Origin of the sequence: Achromobacter sp. MFA1 R4, assembly GCF_900156745.1 — a bacterium.
Taxonomy (GTDB): domain Bacteria; phylum Pseudomonadota; class Gammaproteobacteria; order Burkholderiales; family Burkholderiaceae_B; genus Achromobacter.
In genome coordinates this window covers 6,208,017-6,227,225 of record NZ_LT707065.1, presented here as the reverse complement: position 1 = coordinate 6,227,225, position 19,209 = coordinate 6,208,017, and the positions used below count along the sequence as shown (strand labels likewise).

Below are 19,209 nucleotides of genomic sequence, written 5' to 3'. Positions count from 1 at the left end.
GGGTCGAGTACCAGTGGATCAACCCTGCGAATGACGCAGCCGAAACGATCTATCTGCCGGCCGACCGATCTGCAGTCAATCCAAAGAGAATTGAATCAGTGGGAGTCCGCATTGAAGCGCAGGCGCACATCCATGCATATCGCGAATGGAACAAGCTTAGGTTCCAAGACCTGGTGACGGAGTTTGACGCACTGCCCGAGGCCAACTTACTGACCATTAGCGAACGGATTTTATGCGCGGATAACACCCGGGGTCAGATCCAGGATGGGGACATCATTTCCGTAGATTCTGAGAATCCTCGACTAGTCACACTATCGCAGGCATTTGATTGGTCTGCCGCGGCTTCATTCACGATATTTCTGCAGAACCGTGACGCGGTCGTAGAGGCTATGGGTGTCTCTTCTGGCGGGTCAAGCAGACTCGCTCTGCTGGAGCGCGACCCTCGCACGCCGCTCGTCGTTCGTGTGGTGAGGGCTACAACGCAACAGCCTACGTTATCACCTCGAATGTAAACGCTAGACAGGCGCAGCCGTTCCTGTTGACAGAGAAAGAAGTGCCGAACGATGACGGAACCATTCCGCTCACGGCAATCAACTACGACGACCGCTACTACCAGAACGACCGCGACTTCGCGTAATTAAATTTCATCAAGTTAGACCCTGCTTCGGCAGGGTTTTTTTATGGGTGCTCAAATGGCAACTGATCCGATTTCCCTCCAGCAGCTTCGGAACGCATCTGAGGATGCTATCGATCTCGAGCACTACGTCAATGATGACGCTCCGGCTATGATCCCGACCAGGCTAGGCGGTCCAAACCGAACTATGCGAAAATTCCTGGCAGATCTGAATGCACAGTTTCAAGAATTCCTTTTGAATTCTGGGTATGAGGACCTCGGGGATTACGCCGCAGGTTGCAGGTCATCGCACGAAATCAGGTATTTCGAAAGGACGGTGAGCTGTGGCGTGCCAGCGCATCTCTCGACCTGCCGTACACGACCTCTGGGGACTGGGTTGAGGAAGGGGCCTTGTTCGTTTCGGTGGGAGACGCCGCCTTACGTCAAGAACTTGCCAATGCAACAGATAGCGGAGGGGGGGCTTCACTCGTTAGCTTTCTACAAGCGGGAACCGGAGCTGAAGAGCGCACGGCGCTCGCTAAGATGCGCGACAGCGTCAGCGTCAAGGACTTCGGAGCCGTTGGGGATGGTGTGACCGACGACACCGGCGCGGTGCAGAAGGCTCTGGACGCCGGGCACCCGGTTGTGATCTTTCCGAAGGGCACGTATCGCTGGGCGGGAAACGGCCCGACTGTCCGATCTGGCACGAAGGTGATCGGCCGCGGTGCCGTCATCGTGCAACAGAACTACGATGCGACGGCGACTAGCTCGGTCGGTACCGAATACTGCGGCCTGCCGTGTCGAGCCAGGCTCTACCGGGATCGAGTTCAACGGATTGGAGCTGCGTGGTCCCTTCTACGGGATGACGGTCCTGCCGATCTATCGGTCCATCGCGCTTAGCATCTCGGGCCGCTACGACCAGTATTTCTACAACAACCCCAACTATCCGGCCAACCCACCGACGCCTGTCTCTGGCACGTCCTCGGACATCGTGGTGCGCCACTGCGTGATCGAGGGATGGGGCCAGTCGGGAATCATCGCCGATCAGATCGACCGGTTCTCTGCGAACTTCAACCGCATCCGGCACTGCGGCCGCGACGGCGTTCGGATGTATGGCTGCCGAGACTTTGACGTCACGAACAACAAAGTCGAGTATATGGCTCCGGGATTTCCTACTGAGGGGATCGACCCTAACAACAACGTCTATGGCATTACTGCTACCCGGGTTTATCACAGCACTGCTGGCGATGGTTCGCTGACGGACTATCGAAACTGCGCATTTGGGTTGATTGCGTTGAATTCGGTGAATTACTGCCTAACGTGGAAGGCTCTCGATACGCACGGGGGGACGGACATCACTTTCCGCCAACAACACGTCCCGGGGTGCGCATATCGGTATTGGTATCGACAAAGGCGGCTTCTCTGCCGCCCAAGGATATGCGCCGCCACGGAGAATCAAGATTCGTGGCAACACCCTCATTGCTGACCCGTCGAACACAGCGGGAAACCGTGCAGGAATTTTTGCCGTGGCGCATGATGCGACGGAGCAGAACTTCGGCGAGGATCTTGAGATCTCGGGTAACCACGTCCAGGGTTTCGGCGAGCAGAACCGCGATGGGAACGTCGTGGTCAGCAACTACCGGCGAGTCGTGGTGGACGATTACACGATCGTCGGCGGATTGCGTAGCGGTATCAACTTTCAGAATTCGGTCGAGGACTACACGATTGGCTCTGGAATCATTCAGGACGTTGGCATCACGTCCGCCGGAACTTGCGTCGGCATAAATCTGCAAGCTGCTACGCAGCGCGGTGTCATTGACGGCGCAGTCTTCCGAAAGTCGAACACTGCGGACGTCATGATTGCTATAAGTTCGGCAGGCCTCAGTGCTGGATTCGGTCCTAAAGTCGGGACGAACCTCTCATTCTTCGGCAATGTGACACCGTTCAATTCCACGGGTGCCTTCATTCGGCACGACAGTCCGTTTCTATCTAAGACACTAGCTTGGGCGAATGTGAATAACGGAGGCTCCGCATCTTTGGCCTCGGGCAAAGGCATTGCGTCGGTGACTCGCAACGCGGTAGGGGTTGTACGCGTGGTCATGACCGAGCCGGCGACCTCCACCGGGACCTTCATCCCAAGTGCGGTGGTGAAAGGTACGTCAGCACGTCAAGTCGCGTGCGCCATTATTGACGAAAGGACCGTGGATGTGACATGCCGAGATCAGGCCGGCGCCGCCGTGGACACCGCATTCTTCTTCGATGCGAAGGGGTTTTGACCCTAGCCAATCTGGCAGCCCACTTCGGTGGGCTCTTTTTTACGCCTGGAGTAACTATGGCAAGGATTAGCGAGAAGGAAGCTGGCGGGCGCAACGTGCTGGCGTTCCTGGATATGCTGGCGGCCTCGGAGGGGACCGACGACGGGCGGCAGCCGACGAAGGATGACGGCTATGACGTGCTGGTGGGCGGCAAGCTGTTCACGGGTTACGACGATCACCCGAACGTGCTGGTGAGACTGAACGCCTCGCTATCGTCCACCGCCGCCGGGCGTTACCAGATCCTGTACCGGTACTGGATGCACTACAAGGAGCTGCTGAAACTGCCCGACTTCGGGCCGATGTCCCAGGATCGCTACGCCATTCAGCAACTCAAGGAGCGGCGCGCCATCGCCGACATCCAGGCCGGACGGTTTGATGAGGCGGTCTCCAAGGTGCGCAATATCTGGGCTTCTTTGCCTGGCGCCGGGTACCAACAACACGAACAGAAGATCGAGCGGCTGCGCGACGCTTACGTGCGCGCTGGCGGCACGCTCGCGGGGTAGCGATGGATTTAGAAAAGGGGATTTATGCGGGCTTGGCGGTGCTGATTACCGGCTTCGTGGGAAAGTGGCTCGTGCCGCTGCTTCTTCGGACCCTGGACAACAGCGTCGCCAACGCCACGGCATCAGGCGGTGCGCTGGCAACCATCATCGCCGAGCGCGACCAATGGAAGATGCGCGCGATTGAACTGGACAGGCAGCTCCAGGAAATGCGCGCAGACTGGGCATCGATGAAAGGGGACATGCGCCTGATCAAGTATCAGCTTCACGAGGCACGCGTGCGGATTGCCCAATTGACGGGAGAGCCGCCGCCGGCTAGCGAAGATGAAATCGGAGAGGACTATGGGAAAAGTCATTGAGCGGCTGTGCCGCTGCGACGCTGAGCGGGCGAACTACTTGGTGCGATGCCTCAAGGCATGGGCCGCCTACCTGGGGATCCTGTGTCTGGGGGGCATGATCTTCAGCGCGCCGCTGTATGTCTGGTTCGACCGCTCCCTGACCTCTGCGGATGCCTCCCATCAGCAGGAAATCGCCCGCATGCAGACCGTCAATCAAGAACTGATGGTGGTCATTAAAGACAGGCTGCCACCTATCGTGAAGCAGGCGGATGCAGCCATTCAGGCGGCAAAGGGTGCAGCGTCCAAGGCCGGCACCGCCGCCAACAAGGCCACCGCAGCGGCGAAATCTGCAAACACCGCGGTTAAGAAGGTGGAGGAAGTGCTAGATCCTCCGACGCCAGCGCGTGCGCGCGTCCCTGACTGGCTGAATACGCCATGATCGCCGCCATCAGGATGCTGGCCGGCTGGAAGGGCTATCTAGTGGCTAGTGCTGCGGGCGCCGTGGTGCTGAGCCTCGCTGGCGCGGGCATCGCCTGGTACGGCCATAGCCAGCGGGAAGCCGGGCGGGCCGAGTGTCAGGAAGCCCACCGGGTCGCCGGCCTGGAAGAGTTCAAGTCCGAAGCCGAACGGCTCACCGGCCTGTCCGGTGACCTGCAGGCCCGCATCGATCAGCTCGCCGCGTCGCGGCCCCAGGTCATCGAGAGGTACACCCGTGAAATCGTTCAGCGCCCTTTGCCTGCTGACTGTGTGCGCGACCCTAGCAGGGTGCGCGCAACCAACGACGCCATCGACGCGGCCAACGCTGCCCGTCAACCTCAGCGCGGCGTGCCCGCCGATTCCTCGCATTGACTCTCCGTCCTGGGACGACCTGGCGCAGGCGCATGCGGCCCTCGCATTCCAATACGCCGAGTGCGCCGCTCGGCACTACTCAGTGGTGCGCGCATGGGCCGACTGATCAGGTTGTCTGATAGTTCACCGCTCTATGGGTGCGCGCGGATGCCGGCCAAGTTTCCATCTCGTCAATGGCGGTTTCAATCTGGCCGATATCAAGCGTCCGCAGCCTTTCGGGATCGAACTCGTGCCAGCGTAGTGCGGTTAGCCTTTGCCGGATCGTCTCGTCTTCAAAACGCCACTTCAAATGCCTGGCAGGTGTCCCCACAACGATCGAATACGGCTCCACGTTGTGTGTGACGATGGACCCGGCCGCCACGACAGCTCCGTCTCCCACCGTCACCCCAGACATGATGTATGCGTTATCTCCAATCCAGACGTCATGCCCGATGAGGACGCGGATTCTGCGTACGGGGTCCGCGAGCTTTAGGATAGGGCCGTTGCTGTTGTTCTTGAAGAACGGGCTGGTAGACAAGGCGTTCAAGTCGTGAACCCCCGATCCCAGCGTGACGTTGCGGCCGATCGAGCAATACCTACCTACGATGACAGCGCTTCGGACAAAGCCGCTATTCATGTAAGACTGAAATCCAAACGCCACGCCGGGCAAGATCTCGCACTTCCCGAGGTTCACGCCTTTTTCGAAGCGGAACTTCGATGGCACATATCCTTCGACAGCGGTCAGCCCCATTTCTGCATACTTCTGGATCTTCATGCCGCACCCTCAATGAACCTGGCGATCGCGCGATCTATAAACCTCAGTGTGTCGTCTTTTCCAAGAACCGTGTGCCCACCTCTGACAGGATGGTTTAACGAGTAGAACTCAGTTAGAACCTGGGAATCGCGCAGCTGTGGGGTTTCTATCATCAGGTCGGAGACTCCAGAGACGAACTTCGAGAAGTGCCGCTTCAAATGGTTTGCGTCGTGGGAGTTTTGTAGATACCAGATGTTCGGAATATGCCGGTACTTTCTGAACGTCTCTATAACGGACCAGCGATCGGGATACAGCCGCTTCGCTTCTTGAAGGTCTTTGCCGCCGTAGCAGTGTGTCAGCAGGTGGTCGACCGCAGCGGCGACGTGGTAGTCCGACATATCCACCTGGGGTATCTGCACCAGCGCATGGGACCCTTTCACCATCGTCGCCATTTGCATTGAGGTGAAGCCGCCGGCCGAAGATCCGAAAAATAGGATCTTGCGTGGCGCGATGTCGTTCGCGTCGGCAATTTCACGGATCAGCTGCGCCGCCGTCTCCATGTAGAAATGGTCTTCAGTTCCCTGGAACCATCCTCCTTCCATTTCATCGGATAGGTAGAGGGTCGGATCGTTCAAGACCATGCAGGAGTAGGGCAGATCATCGATCCAAGACCAGCGATGAAAGACCGGTGGCTTCGACGCTGGGCGGGTAATTGCGGATTGCCCGAATACCACCAGCGGGGCCCCGGCCCCCCGGAGCCGCCCATAAAACTCAAAATCGATACCGCGACGGTTGATAACAAATTCGGCAGATGTGTCCGCGGGCATGTCTTGGGGCCGGGCGAGGCGCACCTTGGTAGCGTTGTACTCGCCCTTGTCGACCGGCCCCCGTTTGCCCGCCAACGCTTTGACCATCGCAGGCTGGTTTTCGATGACCTTTTCAACATGGCGGAGGATGTAGTTCCGATGATTCGCTCCGGCCGGGAGGGAAATCCGGGTCAGCCTTTGGTGCGAAGGCCGAGGCCCGCTGGAAGGGCTAAGCAGCAGCACCCGGAAGTCTAGGCCGGGGTATTGGCGTTCCAGGGCCGCGCAGAACACATCTAATTCGCTCGAGTCAGCGTATTCGGAGGCGTCGTCAAATCCACTCAGATAGACGAGCAGAACTCGGCCAGGATGATTGCCAGAGAAAAAATCGCTGTATTCACCGGTCGTGCCATCCAGCTGAGAAGCCCAATTCTGTATCCCCTCGGAATGCGCGGGGATCCCCGCCACCGCGGTGTTTATGGGCGAATACTGCAACGTCTTAAAGTACTCGCCGAGTTGTGCGCTGCACCCCAGCGAACAAATGTAGTCGAAATGCTCAGTGTGAATGGACATAGGGCCGGTTTTTAAGCGGAATGTCAGAGCCGCATATTTGACGAAGGCGCGATTGTCTCATTTTGTGGACAAGGAGGGGCCGTTCAGATCTCTAGCCACCTCATCCACCAGCCCTGGTAGTAGCGGCGTCCGTCGATTTCTTCGAAGCCGCAGACCATCATTCCCCGGTCAGATGAGAACGTCAGCAGCTCGGGTTCAAGCAGATCAGGGATGGGGCTTTTCTCCGTCGCGCCGAACTTGGCCAAGCCGTCCATGGTCATCACCGCGATCTGCCGCCGCATGTCGTCTCTGGTGATCGAGTACATGCGGACTGTCCCTACGACCGCAGGCGCGGGGTCATTGTCTCGGCGCTGTTGGCCAAGATAGTGGGTACGGACGACTGAGCAACGCATGATTCTGCTGCAAGATAGCTGTATGGATATACAGTATATTGCGGCAGAAATGGGGTCAGTTCATCGGGGTTGCGACAATCTTTTCTGAGGGAAAAGGCACGAGGAAGTCGCGGCTTTGATCGGCGCTGGCGGTCAGCCAGTCACCGTAGGCGCCCTCGGGTAGGATCACCACCATGCGTTTTTCTTTGTTGGGTTGGTGGTAGTCGCGGAAGAGCGGATCCTGGTCGGCGTTGATGGTGAGCATCGTGTAGCTTTCGTGCCACTGGCCGGCCGCGTCCCGGTAGCGGTCCCACAGGCCAGCGATGCCTAGCGGCGCGCCATCGGCTCGAGTGAAGCGCGTCGCGACGGCTTTGCCAGATCGCCAGTCGGGCTCAAAAATGGCATCGGCCGGGATGATGCAGTGCTGTGCCCGGCGCCAGGCGTTCCGGAAGGTGAAGGCGTTCGCAACTCGGTCGTCGCGGGCGTTGAAGGTGGACAGCTTCTCCGCGCCGGCCAGCGCATCCGGGCGGGTGGAACCCGAGATCAGCCCCCAACGGCCCGTGACGGCTTCGATGTCCGCCACCGCTTCGTCGCCCGCGTCATGCTCCGGTGGGCGCCGCACGAACACGCCCTGATATCGCGGCCACATGTCGTACTTGCCGAGAACTCCCGGCCGCGTCACGCCGAACTTCTTCAACAGCAGTTCGGCGTCCTTCAGCGTTTGGTAGTGGCTACACATTGACCCTCCCGTCGAGGACGATCAGTATAGGGGCATCACATTGCGTCTGACGATTGATCTGTCGCGCGTAGTGTTCTAAGAGCTTGCGCGTCGTTCTGGTGTTTGGCCCCCTCGGTAGCTGACTTCACGGCTAGCAAGTCGTCAAAGCCGATCACGGGAAGGGTTAGCCCCTGCACTTTGAAAGACGCTTGACGAGATATTGCCAGGGAAAATTTCGCGCCCTCCAAATCCCTAACAATGATGTCGATCGAAAATGGTGGCTTCATGCAACCCTTGGGCCGCTCATCACCTTCATCCTGGAGCCGACGGCAAAAGGCCCGCGCTTTATCCTCGGGAACGTTGCAAGCTACAAGAGCCTCGGTCATCTCTCCCGGATCCAGCTGCTTGGGCGAAATCCAAATATCCAAATCTGGGACGACCCTTTCGGGGATGCCGTGGAGGTAAACGGCCCATCCGCCCACGACTAGGAACGGAATGTGGCGAGCAATAAGCTCGCTGAGTAGGGAGTGCTGATAGGTATTGAGTGCGTTCATCACCCAAGCGTAAGGCATGCCTTCTTGCCGTGCCAATGGGTACAGGTCCAGCAGCCTCCGGGGCGCTCGAATAGGCGGATGAAGTAGGACAGGGCTGTATATACGTACAGCAATGTCCGTTGGGGGATTTCTTGGCAAAACGCTCGCAAAAGCGCGTAATGGACGCTCTGGGCGCGAGACGGAAGTTCTTAAAAATCAACGCGTTAGGGTGGTTCTCCCTTTGCGCCCATTGACTCATAATCCGTTGGTGCCGAGTTCGACTCTCGGGGGGCCTACCAAGCATAGACGCGGGTTGCGTGTTTTCACGCAACCCGCGTTTTTCTTTTGGCGGCAAAGAAAATAAGGGGAGGTTCCTGGAACCTCCCCTGCATCATTCTTCGGCCGCCCGCTTCATGGGACGGGCCGGCACGCCGGCGACGGTCGTTGACGCTTCCACGGGCTTGGTGACCACGGCGCCGGACGCGACGGTGGCCTTGCTGCCGATGCGCACGCCGGGAAGGAGCGTGGCTCCCGCGCCGACGAATGCGCCCGCTTCGACAACGGGGCCCGTGATGTGGTCGCCGAAGCCCGCCCGGATCAGGTTGTCGTTTGCGGTGCCGACCATGGTGCTGATGAAGACGTCTTCGGCGATCCGGGCGTTCCCCGTGATGTGGGTGTTGTCCATGATCTTGGTGCGGTCGCCGATGGACGTGTCGTAATTGATGGTCACGTAGCGGCTGATGATGCAACGGCTGCCGATCGAACATTTTTCGCGCACGGACGCGCCGTCGCCCAGCAAAGTGTTCGAGCCAATGGTGACGTCGTAGAAGATGACGACATGCGGCCCGATCGAGCATTCGTCCTCGATCACGATTTTTCGTTCGAATTGCGGCTGGCGGGCGATCGCGCCGGCGCCTTTAGGCTCTTTGCCGATGAAAGCGCCCGGGAAGACTTCGACGTTGCGCCCGAGGTGGACGCCGTCGGCCATCACGACATGCGGGTGGATGATGGAGCCCTCACCGATAGTCACGTCGCCGATCACGGCGTAAGGTCCGATGACGACGTTCTCCCCAATGACAGCATTATTGGAAACAATCGCGGTGGGATGTATTTTGCTCATGGCCATAAGTTGTTGTGATAAAGCAAAAGTTTCAGTGGGGGCCAGCGTGGCGACTTCCATATCCTACCTCCAGTCGCGAGCGACTATTCGTCAGGGGGCAGCGATATGTCGCGCGCCCTAGCGTGGAATGGGCGAGGCTTTAGCGTATATTGATTGTCATTCTTTTGCCATAAAGCCATGCGAAATATGGAGCAATTTCTCCGCCGCTGCGTCGTCAACGCCCTCAATTTCGTGGATGAGAAGTTTTATTTTCGGGAATACCCGGACGTTGCCGCATCGGGTATGAGTGCGGCGGAGCACTTTCACCGGTTCGGCCTGGCCGAGGGACGGCTGCCCAATCGGTTTCGCATGTGGTGGTGGCGAAGGCAACAGTACCGCTTGCTGCGCGTCAAGCCCGAGCGCCGCAAGCTCTACGATCCCGAAATGCCAGATCTGACGCGTGACGGCCTGTTCTACCTGGCGAGGACCGCGTCGGCAACGAAGCTGCATAAGATGATCCGGGAGATATTGATCGACGTCCCGCCGGATTCCCTGGTCTGCAAGGTGCTGCGGCGCGTGCGGGTCCAGGACGCGGGTGAAATGCGTCGTCTGCCTGGCCCGGCAAGCTTTGGTTTCATTGAGCCGCCGGTCTATGGAGAGATCGGGCGCGAGATCCATCGCGTGGTTGACGTCCCGGAGTCCTGGATCGCGACGGTGCGGCAGGCCTCTGTGATCGGCGGGTTCCAGGTCCTGAAGAACGACTGGCTTGTGCAATACGAACCCGCGGCAGACCTGCGCAAAGGCTTCGTGGCCGGTATCTGGCCGTTTCTGCACGTCGTGGGAAAAAGCCGCAATCGTGTCGTCGCCTGGTTTCGCTATGACCATGTTGAAAATCTGGAGGCGGGCATACTGCTGAGCGGGCGTTGCAGTCCGAACTATTTCCATTGGCTGATCGAGTATCTCCCGCGCGTTCAACTCGCCATGACGCAACTGGACAAAGTCCGTCCGCCCCTGCTGGTCGATGCGGACATGTACCCGCAGGAGTTCGAATCGCTGGCTGTGATCGCTGGGGACTGGCCGATCCACAAAGTGCGAAAGGCCACATTACTGCATGTGGACACGCTGCATATCCCTTCGATTCCGACGTACCACCCGGATTCCATCGATATGCCGTTCTGGAAAGGGTCTGCGGTCAATGTCGATTCCCTCAAGTTCCTGCGCGAGCGCGCCTGGGCGGCGGCGGGCATCCCGGTGGACGCCGCTCCGCCGACGCGTCGCATTTATGTGGCGCGGCGGCAAGGACGCAATGTGACGAACGGCGAGGAAGTGGAAGCCGTCTTGCGCGGCCTGGAATTCGAAGTCGTGGACACGGCGGGCATGTCGTTCATTGAACAGGTGCGCCTCTTTGCTTCGGCGGCCGTGCTGGTGGGCGCGGTCGGCGCGGCGTTTTCCAACCTCGTGTTTTGCGATCCGCGGTGCAAGGTGATCTGCTTCGTATCGCCTTTCGGAAAAAGATATTCCATGCAGGCGAGCCTGGCGCAGTTTGCCGGCTGCGAGTACATGCTGATTGCCGGGCAGCATCCGCGATATTCGCCCGGCGCCGAAGATACCAACCGCGACGTCAATCTGCTGCAGGAATCCTTCGGCATTTCCAAAGACGACCTGGAGGGCGCAGTGCGCCACATGCTCGGGCGGCAATAGCCCAGGCGCCCTTGGCGATAAAACGCGGAGTCCAAATGGAAGAGCGCCCCAGCTCAAGATGAGTCTGAGGCGCTCCTGCCCGGCTTCGCACGCGATGGGTGTCAGACAGCCCGGCAATTCCAATCTACTGCTGGGTTGAGAGGCCGGCAATAGGGGAAACCCTTGCAATAAACGGGGTTGGATTGCGCACCCCGGACGCGCGCGTCTCCCACCAAGGCGGCGTCCAGTCAATGCGCCGGGGCGAATTTGTCCGCCTCGGCATCCACGAATTGTTGGCTCATCGCCCGCTGGCGACACTGTGCTCCACGTTCACTGCACGGGAGAGCAGACATGTCGGGGTATCGGAAGCGTCAATTGGGGCAGGGCATGACCGAGTACATCGTGGTCGTGGCCCTGGTCGCGGTCGCGGCGATCGCGGTCTACCAGTACTTCGGGCAAGTCGTGCGATCGCAGACCGCGGCGATGGCGCGCGAGCTCGCCGGCGAGGACGGCAGCTCGCAATCCCGATCCGCCCAGCAGGCGGCTCAGAAGGCCGCGGCGCAGACCAAGGCGCGATCGCTCAAGTCCTTCACCGGCAACGCCGAGAGCGCAAATTGAGCGCGCCTTCGCTCACGCTTGCCGACGCCCAGCGAGGCCAGGCCCTGGTCCTGGGCATGCTGGTCGCCGTGGTGGGGGCGGCGTCTCTCGTCGTCCTGTACAACCTGGGCCAGACCGTGGAAGCGCGCACCCGCCTGACCCATGCGGCGGACGCCGCGGCCTACAGCGGTGCGCTGGCGCAGGCCCGCGCCCTCAATGCCATCGCCTATGTGAACCGTAGCCACATCGCGCATCAGGTCGCCATGGCGCATCTGGTCACGTTGGGGGCGTCGGCGCAGTATCTCCATGCGCTGCAGACGCAACGCCGCCGCGGCAACCCGCCGGGCAGCCTCATTACGATGCTCTTCGGCCCCGACGTGGGAGCTGCCTATCTGACGGCGCAAGCGCCGGCGGACGCAGAAAGCCGGCTGGCCCGCGCTTTCGCGCAGCACGACCGCGTCGTGCATCAGGTCCTGGAAATGGCCGCCCGCGAGATCGTCGCGGATTTCTCCGCAGCCCGGGAGCGCGTGATGCGCAAGGTGCTCGCCGCCAATTATCCGGCGCATCCGGGCATCACCCGGGACGCAGCGGCGCCAGCGTCCCCCCTCACGCTGCGTCTGCTGGCAGACGCGTGGCCACGCTACACGGAACGCAACGCGGCAACGCGCAACGCGGGCCTGAGGCCCGCCACCGAAGGCGCGGCGGCGCGATACGGTTTCCTGGACAGCCGCAGCCAGACCCGTCGCAATCCCTGGATGGTCAATCCACGGTGTCCCCTGCATCGCCACGAGCTGCGGCGGCGCGGGTCGACCTGGCTTGGACCGGATGGCCGGTGGGGCGCTCTGGACACGCAGTCCTATCACGCCTTGCGCTCGAATCGCTGGGTCGGTTGCTACTTCCGCGAGTACGCGATGGGGTGGGGAACGGTGCAGGGAGAAAAAAGTGGCGTGCCGAACGATGTGGAATACGTCGACGATGCCCCCGCGGATTTCTCGCAAGAGGATTTCTGGCGGTGGGTGGAGCAATCCACGTCGTGGGACATTTTTGGTGGCGCCACCAATCCGATGGCGAATTCGTACGCGATGGCGTCGGCGCAGCGGTGGCCGGCAGGCGGCTTGCCTGCCTATCGCGAAGTCGCCGCGGCGCGCATCGCCGATCCATTGCGCTTCGCAGTGGCGGTCAGCCTGGACTCCGCGGTGCTGAAGACCTCCGATGCGGCCAGTGCCGTGACCGCGCCGAAGGGACGTTTTCACTACGCCGCGCTGGGTCGGACAGGCGCGGTCACGGTAAGCAGCGCGGCCGAAACGTACTTCACGCGTCCGGAGCGGCGCGCCGACGGCCGGCAAGAGCTCGCCACGCTTTTTCGGCCCTATTGGCAGGCTCGCCTGTCTCCGGTCACGCCGCAGGAAGCCCTGCTGGCCAGGAGCGCTCCATGATGAAGATACGGACCCCCCAAGACGGGCAGGCGGTGATCGAGGCGTTGCTGATGCTGCCCCTTATGGCGGGTTTGCTGTGGGCGGTGTCGGGCATCGGCGCGCTGCAGTTCTCCGCCCAGCGCGCGACCCAGGCCAGTCGCCAGGCCGTCATGACAGCGGCACGGGGGCAGCCGGCAGCGCTGTGGCGCGCGCCGGACGGGATGGACGTCGCCCGCGGCGCCCAGGTCTTGGCCGGCGTTGCCTCGCCCCGTGCCGCCACGCTGCAGGACGAGTGGTTCGGCCACGGCATGAAGATGCTGTCCGCGGAAACCCAGTCCCGGCCGCGCCCGGGGGACGCCACGTTTGGCTTGCCGATCGTTCGCCACATCAGCGTGGCGAGCGGGGCGGGCCATGCGCACGGGGACGCCGATGCGCAACGCCGTGTCGCAGGGTCGACTACCGGCTGGTTGCAGGCGAGCCGGACCTCGACGTCCGAGGCCGGGCGGATGCAAGGCTATGTGGACCGGGCGGATCGTCCATGGGGGCGCCCGTCGCTATCGCTGGACTGGTTGTCCGCGTGGGGGGATGTGGTGCCCGCCGACCGGCTGGCCAAGCGCTCGGAGGAAGGCAGATGAAAAAAGTCCGATCTGTACGGACGCCATGCGGCAGGCAGGGGCGCATCGCCGCGCGCACGTCCGGCGTCGTGCTTTGCGGCGTGTTGGGATTATCGCCGCAGGGCGTGCACGCGTCGGCTGGGGTCACGCGTGTCGAGGACCTGCGTTTTCCCGCGGGGGCGCTGCGCGAACGCCTGGCGGATCGCCTGTGGCTGCACGGCATGCCGGCGGACGTGCTGGTGTTCGACGCGCCCCAAAGTCCCTCGGCCCTGGCGCGCACGCTGTCGGCGCAACAGCCTGCCTTGGCGGACCTGCACGTGCTCCCCGGCCAACTCATCCTGTCCGGCCACGTCGGCGCTGAGCGCTGGGTGGTGCAGATGGAAGGGGCGGGTGGGGATCGCACGGTGGGCAGCCTTTCGGCGATCAACGTGCGCGCGGCCGCGACAGTCACTCGGCCCGCGTGGCTGCCCGAGGGCATGCGCGTCAAGTCGGACGTGACCGCGATGGATGCCGGCGTCAAGGTATCTGACCGCATCTGGCAGCATGCGCTGCCACCCAAAGAACTGGCCGACCTGCTCGATGCGGGCCTGCGGCGGGCCGGTTGGTCGCCGGAGCGCGAGGCGGATGCGGCCCTGCCGGCGGTACGCCCTGGCGGCTCGGGACAATGGTGGACGCGCGAGCGCGAACGCATGAAGCTGTGGCTGGTTCCTGTGGAGGGCGGCAGCGGGGTGCGCGCCGTCGGGTGGGCGCCATGAAGGCCTGGATCATTGGCGGTGCTGCTCGCCTGAGACGGACCGGCGTGTATGGGTTGGCCCTGCTTGCCGGCCTGGTCGCGGCGTGGGCGGTGCGCGAACACGTACAGCAGCGTGTGCAGGCGCTGGAGGCCGAGGCGCGCACGCCGGTCGTAAGCCGGCTCGTGGCCGCCTATGACCTGCCGGCAGGCACGTTGCTGCAAGAAGTGCACCTTGCCGTACGCCAGATTCCCCAGCCCTGGGCGCCCGGCACCAGCGTCGATCCCATGGATCTGGGCAGCGTGCTCGGCGCCACGCTCATCGCCGACGTCGCGCATGGCGAGCCGTTGTTGAGGAGCTTCATGACCTTCACCGCGCCGGCTCCCTCGCTGGCCTCGCGGCTTCGGGCCGGCCAGCGTGCGCTCACCGTGGCGGCGACAGACCTGGGCGGACTGGGCAGCATGCTGAGGGCCGGCGACGCGATCGACATCTATGTCACCTTCAACCATCGCCAACGAGAGGTCACGGTTGCGGTGCTACAGGGGATGCGCGTGCTGCCCGTGGCGGATGCCGACGGAGCGGGCAATATCACCTTGGCGGCCACGCCGGAGGAAGCCATGCGCTTCATCGCCGCGCGGCAGGCCGGCGCGCTGACCGCCATGCTGCGTCATCGCGATGACGCAGCGCCCGTCCATCCTTCCACGCAGAGTGACCTGGCGTCGCTCATCGGGCTGGACCCAGACCCCAAGCCCGCGCCTGGCGTCGCCATTCTCTATGGCGACCGCCTGGACGCACGGGCAAGCTTCGACACGGAGCGGCCATGATCCGAATTCGATTCATTCTTGCACTTGGTCTCAGCCTCGCCATCTCGCCCGCGTGGTCCGCCACTGAAGCCTTGGAAATGCAGGTCGGGGAAACGCGCGTCCTACCGCATCCCGGTGTGCGGCGGGTGGCAATCGGCAATGGCCAGGTGGTCAGCGCGGTCGCGGCGGAAGGCCGCGAGGTCGTGGTGTTCGCGCGCGCCGAAGGCGTGTCCTCGGTGCATGTCTGGGCGGGCCGCGACCGCATCGCGGCCTATGAGTTGCGTGTCGTTCCGGCGGGCACGCCGAGACTACGCGACGAAGTGCAGAGCCTGTTGTCGCGTATTCCCGGGGCGCGCAGCTCAAGCGTGGGCGGCCGCATCCTGATCGAGGGCGACGATCTTTCCGATGACGACCGTTCCCGCATTGCGGCGCTGGCGCAGCGCTATCCGGATGTCGTGGACTTCACCGGGCAGGTTGGGTGGGACCGCATGGTGCTGTTGGATGTCCAGGTGGTCGAAATACCGACATCCAGGTTGCAGGAGTTTGGCGTGCGGTGGGACGGCATGACGCAGGGGGGCGTCAATGCGGGGCTGGCCTGGGACGCGGGGTCCCGAGGCCGCATGGCCCGTCCGGGTGAACAAATCATCGAGACGGCGGCGCCAGCGTCGGCGGCCGCGGGGTACTTCGGCATAAACGCCTTGCTCTCTGCGCGTATCGCGGCGCTGGCTCAAACGGGCGAAGCCGTCATGCTGGCGCAACCTCAGCTTCTTGCCCGCAGCGGCGCCAGCGCCACTTTTCTTGCCGGCGGCGAGGTGCCTTATGCGTCCACCGACGCACGCGGCAATCCGACCACGCTGTTCAAGCCTTACGGCGTGTCGCTGAACATCACGCCTCGGATAGACCGCAACGGCGTCATCCGGTCGTTGATCGAAGTGGAGGCCAGCTCGATCGACACGTCGCTGAGTCTACCGGGCGGCCCGGCGTTGCGTACCCGGCGTGCGTCCACCGAGTTCAACGTGCGGTCCGGCAACACGCTGGTCATCGGCGGATTCCTGTCGCGCGAGCAGGGAAATGACGTCAGTGGCTTGCCGGGCTTGCAGAACATTCCCATCCTGGGCGCATTGTTCTCCTCAAGCCGCTATCAGCGCCGCGAGACCGAACTGGCGATCTTCGTGACGCCGAAGATCGTGTCGCAAGGCGAGCCGGCCATGACCGACCGCGTGCGGCGCGGGCGCGAGACGCTCCAGGCCGCGTTTCCGGATCCCCCGCGGCTGGGAACGGTGGCGCCCGCCGATGCGCCGGGCTGGGATCCTTACGCCGGTGTGGGTTCGCAGTGGGCTGCATCTTGGCCGCAGCCCAGTTCCACTTTGCCGGAGTGACGCAATGCTCAAGATCGAACTGACCTTTGAGGACGCGGCCGAGCACCGACTCGAACTGCCCGTGCCGGTCTTGATCGGCAGGGGCGCCCATTGCGCATTGCGCATCCCGACCTGGAGAGTCGGGCGCCAGCACGCCCGGCTTCTACGCGAAGACGACGCCATTGTGCTCGAAGACCTGGGCACGCTGGCGGGCACGCTGGTCAACGGCGCAAGGGTGGTTCGGCACTCGCCCGTATTGCCCGACGACGAGATCCTCATCGGGCCGTGTCGGCTGCGCGTATCGGCCGCGACGCCGGATGGGGTGCCTTCGGCCGGCGCCCCGGGAAGCGCGCCGGTCATCGCCGAGCCCGCTGTCGCGCGGTCGCCGGCGGTAGCGGGCAGCGTCGCGCCGGCGATGGCCGTGCCGTCCGTGCTGCACCGGCTGCACGACCGCCGCCGCCTGCATGCGGCCTTGCTGGGCGCACTGGACCTGCGTCGGCGCGACGTGGCGGGCATGAGCGACAGCATGCTGCGCGCGGAAGCCGAACGTCTGCTCACCCAGATCGTGGCTGCGGACGCCGATCTGCCGGCGCAGGCCGACAAGGCCGCCCTGTGCCGCGAGGTGCTGGATGAAGCCGTGGGCCTGGGGCCGCTGGAGCCTCTGCTCGCAGCGCCCGACATTACGGAAATCATGGTCAACCGCTACGACGAAATCTATGTCGAGCGGGCTGGCCGCCTGTGGCGTGAGCCGGCGGTGTTCACCAGTGAACAGTCGGTGCGCTGGGTGATAGAACGCATCGTGACGCCGTTGGGCAGACGCATCGACGAAAGCTCGCCGATGGTGGATGCGCGGCTGCCCGATGGATCGCGGGTGCACGCCATCATTCCTCCCGTGGCCATGAAAGGGGCCAGCCTGACGATACGAAAGTTCCCGCAGCGGCGGCCGCAGATGCCCGACCTGATTGCGCTAGGCGCGCTGAGCGACGAGATGGCGCAGTTTCTTGCGCTATGCGTAAGGATGCGCAAGAACCTGGTCGTCTCGGGCGGCACCGGTGCCGGAAAGACGACCTTGCTCAATATCCTGTCCAACGAAATTCCGGACGCCGAGCGCGTGGTCACTATCGAAGACGCGGCGGAGCTGCGTCTGAACCATGAAAATCTGGTGGCGCTCGAGGCGCGTCCGGCCAACCAGGAGGGCCGTGGCCGCATCGACATTCGCGAACTGGTGCGCAACGCGTTGCGCATGCGGCCGGACCGCATCGTCGTGGGCGAATGCCGAGGCGCCGAAGCGTTCGACATGCTGACGGCCATGAACACGGGCCACGAAGGCTCTCTCACCACGCTGCACGCCAATTCGCCGCGCGATGCGCTGGGCCGCCTGGAGGCCATGGTACTCATGGCCGGACTGGACCTGCCCTTGTCGGCGGTCCGTGAGCATATCGCCGCCAGCGTGGACCTTGCCGTGCAGCAGGCGAGGCTGGCGGACGGACGCCGCATCGTGACATCCATCGTCGAGGTGGTCGGCATGGAGAGCGGCCGCATCCAATTGCAGGAATTGTTCCGCTATGACCGCGCGCGGGGCTTTCAGGGGTGCGGCGCGCTGCCCAGTTTTGCGCGGGAGTGGGCGGAGCAGGGCGTGAGCCTGGATGCGGGATGGTTCTCGGATAAGGGGGCCCTCGCCGTCGATTCCTCGGCCTTTTCGCAGGGGTTGGCGTGATCTGGCTCGCGGCGGCGGCCGCCATGCTGTGCGCCGGCCTGCTGGCGTGGCGCGCGCAGAGCTGGTTCGCGCCCGCGCTTCGGCGATATCGCGAGGTCTACACCCAGGAAGCGGGTGTGCGGCTAAGCGAGGTGTTCCTGTTCATCGATCCCGCGCAGTTGTGGGTGGGCGCCGTGGGCTGCGGGGTGGTGGCGGCGGGGGTGGCCTTCTCGGCGACCGGCAGCGGCCTGGTGGCGGCGCTGTTTGCCGTGCTGGCATCGCGCGTGCCGCGGATGGTCGTGGATGGACTGCGGCGTCGGCGCGCCCGGCGCTTCGAGGAGCAACTGCCCATGGCCCTGCTGATGCTCGCCTCCGCGTTGCGCGCCGGCGTGGCATTGACGACCGGGCTGCGGCATGTGGTTGACCAGAGCGGGGCGCCGCTCGCGCAGGAGTTCGGCTTGATCCTGCGCGAGCAGCGGCTGGGGGTCTCCTGGGATACCGCGCTCGATAACCTGCATACGAGGATGCCCGCCGATTCGACGTCGCTGGTCGTGGCGGCCATGCGCATCGCTGCCAAGACGGGCGGCAACCTGGCGGAGGCCCTCGAAAGCATTGCCCAGACATTGCGGGCTCGCCTGCAGTTGCAGGCCAAATTGCTGGCGCTGACCTCGCAGGGACGGCTGCAGGCCTGGATCGTGGGCGCGCTGCCCTTGGCGCTGCTGGCGGTGCTTGACCGGCTGGAGCCGGAAATCATGGGGCTGCTCTGGCACACGCCCATGGGGTGGGGCGTGCTGGCGATCGTGGCGGTGCTGGAGACCGCAGGCGTGTTGCTGATCCGGCGCGTCATGCGGATCGATATCTGAAGGGGAA

Annotated in this window: 22 protein-coding genes and 1 pseudogene; 17 read left to right on the top strand and 6 right to left on the bottom strand. The window is 63.0% G+C overall.

What is annotated here, in order from left to right; translation table 11 throughout:
* The 8 genes from BXA00_RS29340 to BXA00_RS28465 form a co-directional block, all read left to right on the top strand.
* Positions 1-512: hypothetical protein (locus tag BXA00_RS29340; RefSeq protein WP_231952169.1), on the top strand; the 512-nt coding region annotated here is incomplete at its 5' end.
* Positions 513-1,156: 644 nt separating this feature from the next.
* Positions 1,157-1,513 (top strand): glycosyl hydrolase family 28-related protein, encoded by a 357-nt coding sequence (locus BXA00_RS28495; protein ID WP_076521708.1) that lies wholly within the window; start codon positions 1,157-1,159, stop codon positions 1,511-1,513.
* Entirely contained in the window at positions 1,449-2,099 is a 651-nt protein-coding gene (locus tag BXA00_RS28490; protein ID WP_172805895.1) for a right-handed parallel beta-helix repeat-containing protein, read from the top strand. The genes BXA00_RS28495 and BXA00_RS28490 overlap by 65 nt, the downstream gene beginning before the upstream one ends.
* 40 nt (positions 2,100-2,139) lie before the next feature.
* Positions 2,140-2,889, top strand: coding sequence for a hypothetical protein (locus BXA00_RS28485; RefSeq protein ID WP_076521706.1), 750 nt, complete (start codon positions 2,140-2,142; stop codon positions 2,887-2,889).
* A gap of 56 nt (positions 2,890-2,945) precedes the next feature.
* Positions 2,946-3,431, top strand: a complete 486-nt coding sequence (locus BXA00_RS28480) for a glycoside hydrolase family 104 protein (protein WP_076519956.1) — start codon at positions 2,946-2,948, stop codon at positions 3,429-3,431.
* A gap of 2 nt (positions 3,432-3,433) precedes the next feature.
* The gene (locus tag BXA00_RS28475; protein WP_076519957.1) at positions 3,434-3,787 is read left to right on the top strand and encodes a hypothetical protein; all 354 of its coding nucleotides are present in this window, start codon (positions 3,434-3,436) and stop codon (positions 3,785-3,787) included.
* Positions 3,771-4,205 carry a hypothetical protein gene (locus BXA00_RS28470; RefSeq protein ID WP_076519958.1) on the top strand — a complete coding sequence of 145 codons (435 nt, stop codon included), beginning with the start codon at positions 3,771-3,773 and terminating at the stop codon, positions 4,203-4,205. Before BXA00_RS28475 ends, BXA00_RS28470 begins: the two co-directional genes overlap by 17 nt.
* Positions 4,202-4,615: a hypothetical protein gene (locus tag BXA00_RS28465; RefSeq protein ID WP_076519959.1), complete on the top strand. Its 414-nt coding sequence runs from the start codon at positions 4,202-4,204 to the stop codon at positions 4,613-4,615. The genes BXA00_RS28470 and BXA00_RS28465 overlap by 4 nt, the downstream gene beginning before the upstream one ends.
* A 283-nt stretch (positions 4,616-4,898) precedes the next feature.
* Here the strand turns inward: BXA00_RS28465 and BXA00_RS29535 are convergent.
* The 6 genes and pseudogenes from BXA00_RS29535 to BXA00_RS28435 form a co-directional block, all read right to left on the bottom strand.
* Positions 4,899-5,042, bottom strand: a pseudogene (locus BXA00_RS29535) (DapH/DapD/GlmU-related protein); the annotation flags it as partial.
* Between the two features lie 323 nt (positions 5,043-5,365).
* Entirely contained in the window at positions 5,366-6,724 is a 1,359-nt protein-coding gene (locus BXA00_RS28455) for a hypothetical protein (protein ID WP_076519961.1), read from the bottom strand.
* An 83-nt stretch (positions 6,725-6,807) separates the two neighbouring features.
* On the bottom strand, positions 6,808-7,029 hold the full coding sequence (locus tag BXA00_RS28450) for a hypothetical protein (protein ID WP_076519962.1): 222 nt from the start codon (positions 7,027-7,029) through the stop codon (positions 6,808-6,810).
* A 142-nt stretch (positions 7,030-7,171) separates the two neighbouring features.
* Positions 7,172-7,834, bottom strand: a complete 663-nt coding sequence (locus tag BXA00_RS28445; RefSeq protein WP_076519963.1) for an SOS response-associated peptidase — start codon at positions 7,832-7,834, stop codon at positions 7,172-7,174.
* A 35-nt stretch (positions 7,835-7,869) separates the two neighbouring features.
* Entirely contained in the window at positions 7,870-8,367 is a 498-nt protein-coding gene (locus BXA00_RS28440) for a hypothetical protein (protein WP_156902833.1), read from the bottom strand.
* 370 nt (positions 8,368-8,737) lie between these two features.
* Positions 8,738-9,526 (bottom strand): N-acetyltransferase, encoded by a 789-nt coding sequence (locus BXA00_RS28435; protein ID WP_197685554.1) that lies wholly within the window; start codon positions 9,524-9,526, stop codon positions 8,738-8,740.
* Between the two features lie 126 nt (positions 9,527-9,652).
* Here BXA00_RS28435 and BXA00_RS28430 point away from each other — a divergent pair, with 126 nt between their 5' ends.
* The 9 genes from BXA00_RS28430 (at position 9,653) to BXA00_RS28390 (ending at position 19,202) form a co-directional block, all read left to right on the top strand.
* Positions 9,653-11,146 carry a DUF563 domain-containing protein gene (locus BXA00_RS28430; protein ID WP_076521704.1) on the top strand — a complete coding sequence of 498 codons (1,494 nt, stop codon included), beginning with the start codon at positions 9,653-9,655 and terminating at the stop codon, positions 11,144-11,146.
* A gap of 330 nt (positions 11,147-11,476) precedes the next feature.
* Entirely contained in the window at positions 11,477-11,743 is a 267-nt protein-coding gene (locus BXA00_RS28425) for a hypothetical protein (protein ID WP_076521703.1), read from the top strand.
* Complete coding sequence (locus BXA00_RS28420; protein WP_076521702.1) at positions 11,740-13,158, top strand: pilus assembly protein TadG-related protein; 1,419 nt, start codon at positions 11,740-11,742, stop codon at positions 13,156-13,158. The genes BXA00_RS28425 and BXA00_RS28420 overlap by 4 nt, the downstream gene beginning before the upstream one ends.
* On the top strand, positions 13,155-13,772 hold the full coding sequence (locus BXA00_RS28415; protein WP_076521701.1) for a TadE/TadG family type IV pilus assembly protein: 618 nt from the start codon (positions 13,155-13,157) through the stop codon (positions 13,770-13,772). The genes BXA00_RS28420 and BXA00_RS28415 overlap by 4 nt, the downstream gene beginning before the upstream one ends.
* Positions 13,773-13,852: 80 nt before the next feature.
* A complete protein-coding gene (locus tag BXA00_RS28410; RefSeq protein WP_231952168.1) occupies positions 13,853-14,506 on the top strand; it encodes a hypothetical protein in 654 nt (217 codons plus the stop codon).
* A 44-nt stretch (positions 14,507-14,550) separates the two neighbouring features.
* Entirely contained in the window at positions 14,551-15,306 is a 756-nt protein-coding gene (gene cpaB / locus BXA00_RS28405; protein ID WP_231952167.1) for a Flp pilus assembly protein CpaB, read from the top strand.
* Positions 15,303-16,664, top strand: a complete 1,362-nt coding sequence (locus tag BXA00_RS28400) for a type II and III secretion system protein family protein (RefSeq protein WP_076521700.1) — start codon at positions 15,303-15,305, stop codon at positions 16,662-16,664. Before cpaB ends, BXA00_RS28400 begins: the two co-directional genes overlap by 4 nt.
* 4 nt (positions 16,665-16,668) lie before the next feature.
* A complete protein-coding gene (locus BXA00_RS28395; RefSeq protein WP_076521699.1) occupies positions 16,669-18,360 on the top strand; it encodes an ATPase, T2SS/T4P/T4SS family in 1,692 nt (563 codons plus the stop codon).
* Entirely contained in the window at positions 18,357-19,202 is an 846-nt protein-coding gene (locus tag BXA00_RS28390; RefSeq protein ID WP_076521698.1) for a type II secretion system F family protein, read from the top strand. The genes BXA00_RS28395 and BXA00_RS28390 overlap by 4 nt, the downstream gene beginning before the upstream one ends.
* Positions 19,203-19,209 lie beyond the last annotated feature (7 nt).

What these genes read in the sequence shown, in the direction of transcription:
- BXA00_RS28430 (WP_076521704.1), top strand. Translation starts at nt 9,653, where the DNA reads ATGGAGCAATTTCTCCGCCGCTGCGTCGTCAACGCCCTCAATTTCGTG.
- BXA00_RS28425 (WP_076521703.1), top strand. Translation starts at nt 11,477, where the DNA reads ATGTCGGGGTATCGGAAGCGTCAATTGGGGCAGGGCATGACCGAGTAC.
- BXA00_RS28450 (WP_076519962.1), bottom strand. Translation starts at nt 7,029, where the DNA reads ATGTACTCGATCACCAGAGACGACATGCGGCGGCAGATCGCGGTGATG.
- BXA00_RS28470 (WP_076519958.1), top strand. Translation starts at nt 3,771, where the DNA reads ATGGGAAAAGTCATTGAGCGGCTGTGCCGCTGCGACGCTGAGCGGGCG.
- BXA00_RS28415 (WP_076521701.1), top strand. Translation starts at nt 13,155, where the DNA reads ATGATGAAGATACGGACCCCCCAAGACGGGCAGGCGGTGATCGAGGCG.
- BXA00_RS28480 (WP_076519956.1), top strand. Translation starts at nt 2,946, where the DNA reads ATGGCAAGGATTAGCGAGAAGGAAGCTGGCGGGCGCAACGTGCTGGCG.
- BXA00_RS28395 (WP_076521699.1), top strand. Translation starts at nt 16,669, where the DNA reads ATGCTCAAGATCGAACTGACCTTTGAGGACGCGGCCGAGCACCGACTC.
- BXA00_RS28465 (WP_076519959.1), top strand. Translation starts at nt 4,202, where the DNA reads ATGATCGCCGCCATCAGGATGCTGGCCGGCTGGAAGGGCTATCTAGTG.
- BXA00_RS28495 (WP_076521708.1), top strand. Translation starts at nt 1,157, where the DNA reads ATGCGCGACAGCGTCAGCGTCAAGGACTTCGGAGCCGTTGGGGATGGT.
- BXA00_RS28445 (WP_076519963.1), bottom strand. Translation starts at nt 7,834, where the DNA reads ATGTGTAGCCACTACCAAACGCTGAAGGACGCCGAACTGCTGTTGAAG.
- BXA00_RS28455 (WP_076519961.1), bottom strand. Translation starts at nt 6,724, where the DNA reads ATGTCCATTCACACTGAGCATTTCGACTACATTTGTTCGCTGGGGTGC.
- BXA00_RS28400 (WP_076521700.1), top strand. Translation starts at nt 15,303, where the DNA reads ATGATCCGAATTCGATTCATTCTTGCACTTGGTCTCAGCCTCGCCATC.
- BXA00_RS28440 (WP_156902833.1), bottom strand. Translation starts at nt 8,367, where the DNA reads ATGAACGCACTCAATACCTATCAGCACTCCCTACTCAGCGAGCTTATT.
- BXA00_RS28475 (WP_076519957.1), top strand. Translation starts at nt 3,434, where the DNA reads ATGGATTTAGAAAAGGGGATTTATGCGGGCTTGGCGGTGCTGATTACC.
- BXA00_RS28435 (WP_197685554.1), bottom strand. Translation starts at nt 9,526, where the DNA reads ATGGAAGTCGCCACGCTGGCCCCCACTGAAACTTTTGCTTTATCACAA.